We start from the raw sequence: 11,482 nt of genomic DNA, 5'->3' as shown, positions 1-11,482 counted from the left end.
CGGGCGATCTCGTCGATCGGCCCGGCGTCGGCGAGGTCCAGGTGCCGGGCGGCGAGCGGGTGGTTGGCCACCGGCCCGGTGGCGTGGGCCGACCAGACGGCCACCGTGTCCTGCGGCCGGTGGTCGCCGGTCGCGGTGAAGGTGGTCAGCGGCGCGTCCAGCACCCCCGGCGTCCACGCCGCCATCAGCGCGGCGTGGTAGCGGCAGGAGTCGAGGAACACCGCCAGCTCGTCCTCGTCGCGCGGCGCGGCCTCGCGCAGCGCCACGGCCAGCCGGTCGAGCAGCTCCGAGGGCTTGGGCTGCCACTGCTGCGCCAGGACGGCCGCCACCTCGGCGGCGGGCGCGCCCGTCGCCGTCAGCAGCTCGGCCAGCACGGCGGTGTCGGTGACCTCCCCGGCGTCCGGCGGTGCCGGGTGGCTGTCCAGCAGCGCGACCAGGTCGACCTGCTCGCCCTGCTCGCGCAGCAGCACGCCGATCTGGTGCGCGACCAGCCCGCCGAAGGACCAGCCGAGCACCCGGTAGGGGCCGTGCGGCTGGACGGCGCGCATCCGCGCCAGGTACTCCCGCGCCAGGCCGTCCACGTCGGCCGGCCGCTCCCCGCCGCCGACCGGGCCGATGCCCTGGAAGGCGTAGACCGGCTGGTCCGGGTCGAGCCCGCGCAGCAGGCCGATGAAGCCGAGGCCGTCGCCCGTCACCGGGTGGACGCAGAACAGCGGCGCCCGGTCGCCCGTGGCCCGCAGGGCCAGGAGCGGTTCGAAGGGAGCGTCGGCGCGCCCGGGCCGCCGCCCGGTCAGCCGCTGCGCCAGCGCGGCCGGGGTCGGGGCCTCGAACAGCGCCTTCACGGGCAGGTCGACGCCGAACTCCGCGTGGATGCGCTCGACCAGCCGGATCAGCAGCAGCGAGTGGCCGCCGAGCAGGAAGAAGTCGTCCTCCGGGCCGACCGCGGGCACGCCCAGCAGCTCGGCGAAGACCGCGACCAGCGTGCGTTCGGCCGGCGTGCGCGGCTCCCGGGCCCGGCTCTCGACGTGGGTCTGCGGCTCGGGCAGCGCCCGGCGGTCCAGCTTGCCGTTGGCCGTCACCGGGAGCGCGCCGAGCAGCACGTAGGCGGTGGGCACCATGTGGTCGGGCAGGTGGCCGCGCAGGTGGGCGCGCAGCGCGGCGGCCGTGGGCGGCTGCGCGGCGCCGTCCGGCACCACGTAGGCGACCAGCCGGGCGGTGCCGGTCCGGTCCTCGCGCACGGTGACGGCGCAGGCCGTGACCGCCGGGTGCTCGCCGAGTCGGGTCTCGATCTCGCCGAGCTCGATGCGGTGGCCGCGCAGCTTCACCTGGCTGTCCACCCGGCCCAGGTACTCCACCACGCCGTCGGGGCGGTGGCGGGCCAGGTCGCCCGTGCGGTACATCCGGGTGCCCGGCGCGCCGTGCGGGTCCGCGACGAAGCGTTCGGCGGTGAGCGCCGAGCGGCCGAGGTAGCCGTACGCGAGCTGCTCGCCGGTCAGGTAGAGCTCGCCCGGCACGCCCGGCGGGACGGGGTTGAGGGCGGTGTCCAGCACGTAGCCGCCGGAGTTCCAGATCGGCCGCCCGATCGGCACCGGGTGCGCCTGCTCGTCCGCCGGGCCGCACTTCCAGGCCGTCACCTCCACGGCGGCCTCGGTGGGCCCGTAGAGGTTGTCCAGCCGGACGCCCGGGAGCACCTGCCGGAACCGGCGCACGGTGGCCGCGGGCAGCGCCTCGCCGCTGGCCACCACCAGGCGCAGCCCGGTGCACTCGGCGGCCCGCGGGTGCTGGAGGAAGACGTCCAGCATGGACGGCACGAACTGGGCGACGCTCACGCCCTCGCGCTGGATCAGCTCCGCCAGGTAGGCCGGGTCGCGGTGCCCGTCGGGCTTCGCCAGCACCAGGGTGGCGCCGGTGATCAGCGGCCAGAAGAACTCCCACAGCGAGATGTCGAAGCTGGCCGAGGTCTTCTGCAGCACGCCGTCCCGGGCGCCGAGCCGGTACTCCTCCTGGCCCCAGCGCAGCCGGTTGGCGATGGCGTGGTGCGGGACGAGCACGCCCTTCGGCCGCCCGGTCGAGCCCGAGGTGTAGATCACGTAGGCCGGGTCCCCGGGGCCGGGGGCGGTCGGCGTGACGCCCTCGGGCGCCGGCAGGTCCTCCGGTGACAGGCAGGGCACGCCCTCGGCGGGGCGCAGCGCGGCGGCCTGCTCCGGGGCGGCGAACACCGCGGCCGGGCGGGCGTCCGCCAGCATGTACGCGAGCCGGTCGGCCGGGTAGTCCGGGTCCAGCGGCAGGTAGGCGCCGCCGGCGCGGTGGACGGCGCACAGCGCCACCACGAGCTCCACCGAGCGGGGCACGGCCACGGCGACCCGGCTGCCCGGGCGGACGCCGACCGCGGCGAGCCGGCGGGCCAGCGCGTCGATCCGGCGGTCCAGCTCGGCCGGGCCGAGCGCCCGGCCCTCGAACACCAGGGCGGGGGTGTCGGACGGCGCGGCGAGCCCTGCCGACACGAGGGCGGCCAGCGTGGTCGGGGCCAGCTCCCGCCGCTCGCCGGCGGAGCGCTCCAGCAGCCGCGGCCGCTCGCCCTCGGCGGACAGTTCGAGCCGGGAGATCGGCCGCTCGGGATCGGCCGCGGCCGCGCCGAGCAGCCGCGTCAGGCAGCCGGCGATCGCCTCGACCGTGGCCTGGTCGAACAGGTCGGCGCGGTACTCGACGGCGCCGGTCAGCTCGTCGTCCGGGCCGGCGGGCGTGCCCAGGGTGACGGTGAGGTCGAACTTGGCCGGCGCCGGGCCGGCGGTGAGCAGCTCGCTGTCGAGGCCGGGGATCTCCACGGCGGCGCCCGCCTGCTCCATCACCAGGGCGACCTGGAACAGCGGGTGGCGGCCGGGGGAGCGCTCCGGGTTGACCAGCTCGACGATCCGCTCGAACGGCAGGTCCTGGTGGGCGTAGGCGGCGAGGTCGGCGTCCTTGACGCGGCGCAGCAGCTCCCGGAAGCCCGGGTCCCCGTCGGTGTCGGTGCGCAGCACCAGCGTGTTGACGAAGAAGCCGACCAGGTCGTCCAGGGCCTCGTCGGTGCGCCCGGCGATCGGGGTGCCGATCGGCAGGTCGGTGCCGGCGCCGAGGCGGGTGAGCAGCGCCGCCAGACCGGCCTGGACGGCCATGAACAGGCTGGCGCCGTCGGCCCGGGCGAGCTCCGCCAGGGCGCGGTGGTCCGCGCCGCTCAGCCGCAGCGGCACCCGGCCGGCCTGCTGGCCGGTCTCGGCGGTGCGCCGCCGGTCCACCGGCAGCGCGATCTCCTCGGGCAGGCCGGCCAGCGCCCCGCTCCAGTACTGCCACTGCCGGGCGGCGGTGCTGCCCGGGTCCTCGTCGTCCCCGAGCAGCGCGAGCTGCCACTGGGTGTAGTCGGCGTACTGGACGGGCAGGGCGCTCCACTCGGGGGCCCGGCCGGCCGTCCGGGCCTGGTAGGCGGCGCCCAGGTCGCGGGCGAGCGGGCCCATCGACCAGCCGTCGCAGGCGATGTGGTGGACCGTCAGCAGCAGGACGTGCCGCTCGGGGGCGAGGGCGAAGAGGTGGGCGCGCAGCGGCGGCTCCGACGCGAGGTCGAAGGGCTGGGCGGCGGCGGTGCGCAGGGCCTCGGTCAGGCCCTCCTCGGTCACCGTGGCGGCGCCGGACTGCCGCAGCAGCGGCGGGAGTTGATCCGGGGTGAGGATCCGCTGGCGGGGGGCCGCGTCCTCGCCGCGGGAGAGCGGGAAGACGGTGCGCAGGGCCTCGTGGCGCACTGCGCAGTCGTGCAGCGCGGCGGCGAGGGCGTCCCGGTCCAGGGCGCCGGTCAGGCGCAGGGCCAGCGGGATGTGGTACGCGTCGCTGTGCGGGTCCAGCTGCTGGAGGAACCAGAGCCGGCGCTGGGCGTGCGAGAGCGGGATCCGCTCGGGGCGGGCGGCGGCGGCCAGCGCCGGGCGACATCGCCCGGCGTCCACCGCGCGGGCGAGCCCGGCGGCCGTCGGACTCTCGAAGACCGCCCGGATGGGCAGTTCGGCCCCCAGGGCGGTGCGCACCCGGCTGACCAGCCGGGTGGCGAGCAGGGAGTGGCCGCCGAGCGCGAAGAAGTCGTCGTCGGGGCCGACCTCGGCCACCCCGAGGACCTCGGCGAGCAGCGCGCACAGCGCGGCCTCGCGGGCGTCCCGGGGGGCCCGGGAGCGGCCGGTGGCGGCCCGCAGCTCGGGCTCGGGCAGAGCGGAACCGTCCAGCTTCCCGCTGGAGTTGAGCGGGAGCCGGGCCAGCACGGCGTAGGCCGCCGGGATCATGTAGTCGGGCAGCTGCCCGGCCAGCAGCTCGCGCACCTCGGCGAGGTCGGGGGCGTTCCCGTCCTCGGTCACCAGGTAGGCGGCGAGGTGGCGCTCCTCGGCGCCACCCCGGGCCAGGACGGCGGCCTGCACGATCGCGGGGTGGCGCAGCAGCACCGCCTCGATCTCGCCGGGCTCGATCCGGAAACCGCGGATCTTGATCTGCCCGTCGGCCCGGCCGAGGTACTCCACCTGGCCGTCGCGGCGCATCCGGGCGAGGTCGCCGGTGCGGTACATCCGGGCGCCGGGCGGGCCGTACGGGTCGGCGGTGAAGCGCTCGGCGGTCAGGGCGGGGCGGCGCAGGTAGCCGCGGGCCAGGTGCGGCCCGGACAGGTAGAGCTCGCCGGGCACGCCGAGCGGGACGGGGCGCAGCAGGTCGTCCAGCAGGTACGCCCGGGTGTTGTCGAGCGGGCGGCCGATGACGGGGGTGCGGCTGTCCGCCAGGGAGCAGGCGAGCGCGTCGACGGTGCACTCGGTCGGGCCGTAGTAGTTGAACACCGCCACGTCCGGCAGGGCGGAGAGTTCGCTCCACAGCGCCGGCCCGACGGCCTCGCCGCCCAGCATCAGCACGGCCGGGCGGTGGTGGCCCTCGGCGAACAGGCCGGCGGCGGTGAGCGCCGGGACGTACGTCGGGGTGAGGTCCAGGAAGTCGAGGCGCTCCCGGCGGACGTAGCCGACCAGGGCCTGCGGGTCGAGCCGGACCTCGTCGCTCAGCAGGTGCAGCGGGTGGCCCTCCAGCAGCCAGAACAGCGGCTCCCAGGCGGTGTCGAAGGTGATCGAGGCGACCAGGCCCAGTTGGAGGCGCCGGCCCCGCGGGCCGCCGGACGGGCGGACCATGCGGGTGCGGTGGTGGTGCATCAGGCTGCTGAGGCCGCCGTGCGGGATCACCACGCCCTTGGGCACCCCGGTCGAGCCGGACGTGTGGATGACGTAGGCCGGGTCGTCCGGGCCGGTGGGGCCGGTGCGGTCGGCGTCCGTCAGGTTCCCGCCGGGGTGGGCGGCGACGGCGGCCCGCGCCCCGGGCTCGTCCAGCACCAGGACGGGCGCGCCGTCCGGCAGCCGGCCGGCGTCGGCGGCCGTGGCGAGCACGCAGACCGGGGCGGCGTCGGCGAGGATGCCGGCCAGCCGCTCGCGCGGCATGGCGGGGCTGACCGGTATGTAGGCGGCGCCCGACTTGAGGACGGCGAGCAGCGCGATCAGCAGGTCGGTGGTGCGCGGCAGCGCCAGGACGACGTAGCGCTCGGGGCCGGCCCCGCGCCGCACGAGCTCCCGGGCGAGCCGGTTGGCCCGCTCGTTGACCTCGGCGAAGGTGAACCGGCCGTCCTCGGCGACGAGGGCCGTGACCTCGCCCTCCAGGGCGGCGCGCTCCTCGAAGGCGCCGTGGTACGTCACGGCGGGGGCCGGCAGGGTGGGCAGGACGGGCAGAGCGGGCCCGTGGGCGCGCTCGAACAGGTCGAGCCGCTCCTCGGCGCCGAGCAGGTCGTACCCGCCGATCCGCTGGTCCGGGTCGGCCGCGGCCGCGGCGAGCAGCCGGCCGAGCCGGGCGGTCAGGGCCTCGGCACCCTCGCGGGTGAACAGGTCGGTGCTGTACTCGACGAAGCAGCCGAGCCCGGCCGGGGCGCCGTCGGCGTCGTGCACCTCGCGCATGTTGAAGGACAGGTCGAACTTGGCACCGCCCGGGCCCGCCTCGGCGATCTCGCTCTCGATGCCGGGCAGCGCGAGGGAGGCCTCGGGGGTGTTCTGGAAGGCCAGCATCACCTGGAACAGCGGGTGCCAGCCCAGCGAGCGGTGCGGGTTGAGCGCGGTGATCAGCCGCTCGAACGGGAACTCCTGGTGGGCGAAGCCCTGGAGGTCGGTGCGGCGCACCCGCTTGAGCAGCTCGCGGAAGGTCGGGTCGCCGGAGGTGTCCAGGCGCAGGACCAACGGGTTGACGAAGTAGCCGACCACGTCGTCGTAGCGCTCGTCGGTGCGGCCCGCGATCGGGCTGGCGATCGGGATGTCCGTACCGGCCCCCGACCGGGTCAGCACCGTCGCCAGCGCCGCCTGGAGCACCATGAACATGCTGACCCGGCAGGAGCGGGACAGCGCCAGCAGCTCGCGGTGCAGCTCGGCCGGGAGGTCCCACGGGAAGTACTCGCCCCGGTGCGACATCACGGCCGGCCGGGGGTGGTCGGTGGGCAGCTCCAGGAAGTCCGGCAGGCCCGCCAACGCCTGGCGCCAGTAGGCGAGTTGGCGCCCGCCCTGGCCCTGCGGGTCGTCCAGGTCGCCGAGGTTCGCGTGCTGGCGCACGGCGTACTCGGCGTACGTGCCGGGCAGCGGGGACCAGACGGGCGCCCGGCCCTGGCTGCGGGCCAGGTAGGCGGTGCTCAGGTCGCGGGCCAGCGGGGCCAGCGACCAGCCGTCGCCGGCGATGTGGTGCAGCACCATCAGCACCACGTGCTGCTGCGGGCCGAGCACGAACAGGTGCACCCGCAGCGGGGCCTCGGCCTCCAGGTCGAAGACGTGCCCGGCCCCGGCCTCGATCAGGGCGGGCAGCTCCTCCTCGGTGACGGGCACCACGGTGAGGACCGGCGCCAGCTCGGCCATCGCCAGCACCTGCTGGCGCGGCACGCCGTCGCGCTCGGGGAAGACGGTGCGCAGGGCCGCGTGCCGCTCCACCACGTCGGCGAGGGCGGACCGCAGCGCCTCGTGGTCGACCGGGCCGGTCAGCCGCAGCGCCACCGGGACGTTGTAGGAGGCGTCGCCGCCTTGGAGGCGGTCGTTGAACCAGAGCGCCAACTGTGCGTACGACAGCGGTGTCTCCGCGGGCAGGCTGTGTTCGCCCAGCACGGGGCATCCCTCCAGGTGGAACCGCCCCGCCGGCCGGGTGGGTCGGGCGGGCCGGACGGTGGTTTCCGGTGGCTCTTGGCCGTTGTGGGCCCCGGCCGTGGTGAGTCGCGGCCGTGGTGAGTTCAGGCCGTGGTGGGCCCCGCCGTGGTGATGAGCGGGCCGTGGTGATGTGCAGGCTGCGGTGATTCGCGGACCGTGGTGATTCGCGGGCCGCCGTGGGCCCCGGGGCCGTCGCGGGCCCCGGCCGTGGTGGCTTCCGGGGGTCCTTGTGGGCTCCGGGGCCGTGGGGGGCCCGCCGACGTCCCACGGCGGGGGGACTACCGGCTACCGCGCTGTGCGGGCGGGAGTCACGCGGTCCAGCGGTAGGTCATGTCCGGCTCGTTCTCCTCGTTGCGGCTGCCGTCGTTGGTGTCCACCACGACGAAGCCGTGCCGCTCGTAGAAGGCGCGCGCCTCGGTGTTCTTCTGGAAGACGTGCAGCGAGAGCTCCTGCGGGCTGGCCGACCTGACGGCCTCCAGCAGCACCGTCCCGATGCCGCGGCGGCGCGCCTCGGGGCGCAGGTAGAGGTGGTCGAGCAGGCTGCCGTCGAGCGAGGCGAAGCCCAGCACGGCCCCGGTCCCGGCGTCCTCGGCCAGCCACACCCGGGTGTCCGGGAGCACGACGTGGGTGATCCAGCTCAGGGTGGCCTCGTCACTGTGCAGACGGGGCAGGTACGGCATGGTCGCGGTGCGGGAGGCCAGGAAGACCTCGGTGACGACACCGGCGTCCTCGGCTACCGCGGCCCGCAGGCGGACGTTCGCGGTGAGCGGTCCGTCGGACTGCATCCACATCTCCTCGGTCAGGTGCGTGAAGGGGCGGTGGTGCCGCGGGTGACGACCGAAGGAGGAATACGTGATCGGCACCCGTCGCACACCGACGCTACGGTCGCGAACTATGGGCGATGGAGCCGAATTTCCCCCCGGATGGGCCGACATAGTGCGTCCCGGCGGCATTGATCTTCGAGCAACCTAACACCTGGTCATGGACAGGGGAACCCCCGAAAGCAGGTTCCTGACAAGTCGATTCTGCGGTTAGATGATCGCGCGGGCCCGGCCCCCGGGGAGCGAGGATTTCGGCGCACCGGGCGGTGACATTCCCCGACTTCCCTTGTACCTTCCCCGACGCCGAACTTCCCCTGGCTTCGCCCGACTTCCTCCGCCTTCCCCCGTACTTCCCCTGCGCTTCCCCAGTACTTCCCCTGCACTTCCCCGACTCCCCGAAAGGAGCGCCCGCGTGGACACCCCTGCCGTCCGAATCAGCGGCGCGGTCAAGACGTTCGGTGCCACCACCGCGGTGGGCGGCCTGGACCTGGAAGTGCCGCCCGGCATGTTCCTGGGCCTGCTCGGGCCCAACGGCGCGGGCAAGTCCACCACCATGCGGATGCTCACCGGGCAGACCCGCGCGGACGCGGGCACCGTGGAGGTGTTCGGGCACCGGATGCCGGAGGACTCCCGCCGCGCCCGCTCCCTGGTCGGCGTCGTCCCGCAGCACGACAACATCGACCCCGAACTGACGGTGCGCCAGAATCTCGACGTGTTCGTCCGGTTCACGGCCCTGCCGCGCGAGCGCTACCGTGAGGCGGTCGACCAGGCGCTGGCCGCCGTCCGGCTGACCGACCGCGCGAACACCCGCGCCGACGCGCTCTCCGGCGGCATGCGCCGACGGGTCCTGCTGGCCCGGGGCATCGTCAACAACCCGCGGCTGCTCCTCATGGACGAGCCCACCGTCGGCCTGGACCCGCAGATCCGGCAGGACCTGTGGGACGTCATCGACGGGATGCGCGAGAGCGGCACCACGGTGGTCATGTCGACCCACTACATCGAAGAGGCGGAACGGCTCGCCGACGAGGTGGCCGTGGTGACCGGCGGCCGGGTGATCGCCCGGGGCACCCCCGCCGAACTGCTGCGCGCGCACGCGGGCGCACAGGCCGCCGAGTACCGGGGCGACGCGGCCCGGCGCGAACTCGTCGAGGCCGAGGCCGCCCGGGCCGGACTGCCCAGCCGGCGGACCGGGCCGGCGGTCTCCGTCCTGCGCGCCGAGACCATCTCCGCGCAGCTGCACGAGCGTCTCGGCCCGCCGGACGTGCTGCGCCCGACCTCCCTGGAGGACGTGTTCGTCGCACTGACCGGAGAACTGTTCGGCTGAGCCCGGGCCGGCCGCTCCCTCGCTCCCCCCGCTCCCTCGTCTACCGCCCGCCTGCCCGCCCGCCCGCCTGCCCGCCCCCACAGAGAGGACACCCGATGACCACGGCGACGCCCACGCCCCGCACCGAGGCCCAGACCGGCCCCGCCCCAGGCCTCCCGCCCGCCCTGTGGCCGACCATGCGGGCGGTGTGGCTGCGCGAACTGCTGCTCTTCCGCCGCTACTGGCCCGCCATCACCTTCGGCTCGCTGATCGAGCCGCTGGTCTACATGACCGGGTTCGGCATCGGCTTCAGCCGGCTGATCGACTTGGTCCAGGGACACCCGTACCCGCAGTTCGTCGGCGTCGGCATGGTGGTCACCTCGGTGCTCTTCGCCTCGGCCTTCGCCGGGATGTTCGAGAGCTTCAACCGCCGCAAGTACCAGAAGATCTACGACGCCGTCCTGTGCCAGCCCGTCGACGTCTGGGAACTGGTCACCGCCGAGGCGTCCTGGATCGCCGTCAAGTCCTCCGTCTACGGCACCGCGCCACTGCTGGTCTGCCTCGCCATCGGCCTGCCGCCGGGGCCGGAGCTGCTGCTGGTGCCGCTGGTGGCACTGGTCTCCGGCTTCGCCTTCGCCCTGCTCGGCATGTGGGTGTCCTGCCTGGTGCCGGCGATCGACTGGCTGCGGCTCGTGGTATCCGGCGTGCTCACACCGCTGGTGATGGCCGCGGGCGTGTTCTTCCCGCTGGACGGGCTGCCCGACTGGGTCCAGGGAGTGGCCGCCGTCAACCCGATCTTCCACTGCACGCAGCTGGTGCGCCACGCCGCCTTCGGGACGCTCGGGGCGGGCGACGCCCTGCACGGGGCCGTCCTGGCCGCATTCGCCGTCCTCGCCTGGTTCCTGGCCGTCCGCGGGATGCGCCGCCGACTCATCGACTGAACCGGCCCCGGACCCTCCCGGAGCAACACGAAGACCCGCAGACCCGCAACACGTAGACCGTGCAGCACGCAGACCAAGGAGAACCACCCCGATGACAGCCCGCGCCGCGAGCCCGCGCCGTTTCCTGATGTGCCGGCCCAGCCACTTCGGCGTCAGCTACTCCATCAACCCCTGGATGCACCCGGAGAAGCCGGTCGACGGCGCGCTCGCGCTCGCCCAGTGGACCAGGCTGCGCGACCTCTACCGCGAACTCGGCCACACCGTCGAGGAGATCGACCCGCTGCCCGGACTGCCCGACATGGTCTTCGCGGCCAACGGCGCGACCGTGGTCGACGGGAAGGTCCTGGGCGCACGCTTCCGCCACGCCGAGCGCACCGCCGAGGGCCCGGCCTACCTGTCCTGGTTCCGCGAGCGGGGCTGGTCCGAACTGCTGTGGCCCGAGCACATCAACGAGGGCGAGGGCGACTACCTGCTGGCCGGCCGCCGGCTGCTGGCCGGCACGGGCTTCCGCACCGACCCGAGGTCGCACGCCGAGGCCCAGGAGTTCTTCGGCGTCCCGGTGACCAGCCTGACCCTGGTCGACCCGGAGTTCTACCACCTGGACACGGCGCTCGCCGTCCTCTCCGACGACGAGATCATGTACTACCCGGAGGCCTTCACCCCCGGCAGCCGGGCGGTACTGCGCGAACTGTTCCCGGACGCCATCCAGGCGACCGCCGAGGACGCCGCCGTCTTCGGCCTCAACGCGCTCTCCGACGGCCGCCACGTCCTGCTCCCCGAGTCGGCCACCCACCTGATCGGCGAACTGCGTCGACGCGGCTTCGAACCGATCGGCGTGGACCTCACCGAACTCCTCAAGGCGGGCGGCAGCGTCAAGTGCTGCACCCTGGAACTGCGCGGCCACTGACCGCACCGACAAGCCCACCGGTTTTCACCAAGCACGAGAGGACGACGTGGTGACGAATCCCTTCGACGACCCCGACGCCGACTACCTGGTCCTGGTCAACGCAGAGGGCCAGCACTCACTGTGGCCCGCCTTCGCCACCGTGCCCGAGGGCTGGAAGACGGTGTTCGGCGCAGCGCGCCGCCAGGCCTGCCTCGACCACATCGAGCAGACCTGGCCCGACATCCGCCCCCGCACCCTGACCCACGACTGACCTGACCACCACACCACCCCGCCCACCAGCGCAGCCGCCACGCGCAGTGGCGGGG

5 protein-coding genes and 1 pseudogene are annotated in these 11,482 nt (G+C 74.8%); 4 read left to right on the top strand and 2 right to left on the bottom strand.

The genetic code is table 11. The annotated features are described in order from the left end of the window. Window positions 1–7,166, bottom strand: a 7,166-nt coding sequence (locus ACFV6I_RS31740) for an amino acid adenylation domain-containing protein (RefSeq protein WP_380429026.1), incomplete at its 3' end; no start/stop codon positions are given. A 347-nt stretch (window positions 7,167–7,513) separates the two neighbouring features. Next, window positions 7,514–7,990, bottom strand: coding sequence for a GNAT family N-acetyltransferase (locus ACFV6I_RS31735; RefSeq protein ID WP_063352790.1), 477 nt, complete (start codon window positions 7,988–7,990; stop codon window positions 7,514–7,516). Between the two features lie 448 nt (window positions 7,991–8,438). On the opposite strand from ACFV6I_RS31735, the gene ACFV6I_RS31730 reads away from it, so the two are divergent. From ACFV6I_RS31730 to ACFV6I_RS31715, 4 genes and pseudogenes are all read left to right on the top strand, one after another. Continuing rightward, a complete protein-coding gene (locus ACFV6I_RS31730; protein WP_380338990.1) occupies window positions 8,439–9,350 on the top strand; it encodes an ABC transporter ATP-binding protein in 912 nt (303 codons plus the stop codon). Between the two features lie 95 nt (window positions 9,351–9,445). Then, window positions 9,446–10,270, top strand: a complete 825-nt coding sequence (locus ACFV6I_RS31725; protein WP_380429023.1) for an ABC transporter permease — start codon at window positions 9,446–9,448, stop codon at window positions 10,268–10,270. An 85-nt stretch (window positions 10,271–10,355) separates the two neighbouring features. Then, window positions 10,356–11,177, top strand: a pseudogene (gene ddaH / locus ACFV6I_RS31720) (dimethylargininase); the annotation flags it as partial. Window positions 11,178–11,226: 49 nt separating this feature from the next. Continuing rightward, the gene (locus tag ACFV6I_RS31715; protein WP_380377387.1) at window positions 11,227–11,427 is read left to right on the top strand and encodes an MbtH family protein; all 201 of its coding nucleotides are present in this window, start codon (window positions 11,227–11,229) and stop codon (window positions 11,425–11,427) included. Window positions 11,428–11,482 lie beyond the last annotated feature (55 nt).

The sequence above is a fragment of the Kitasatospora sp. NPDC059803 genome (genome assembly GCF_042732255.1).
Taxonomy (GTDB): Bacteria; Actinomycetota; Actinomycetes; order Streptomycetales; family Streptomycetaceae; genus Kitasatospora.
Note: the sequence above shows the minus strand (reverse complement) of the source record. Positions and strands in the feature narration are given on the sequence as shown.

Excerpts from the sequence above, each read along its gene's own strand:
- ACFV6I_RS31735 (WP_063352790.1), bottom strand. The coding sequence starts at position 7,990 with ATGCAGTCCGACGGACCGCTCACCGCGAACGTCCGCCTGCGGGCCGCG.
- ACFV6I_RS31725 (WP_380429023.1), top strand. The coding sequence starts at position 9,446 with ATGACCACGGCGACGCCCACGCCCCGCACCGAGGCCCAGACCGGCCCC.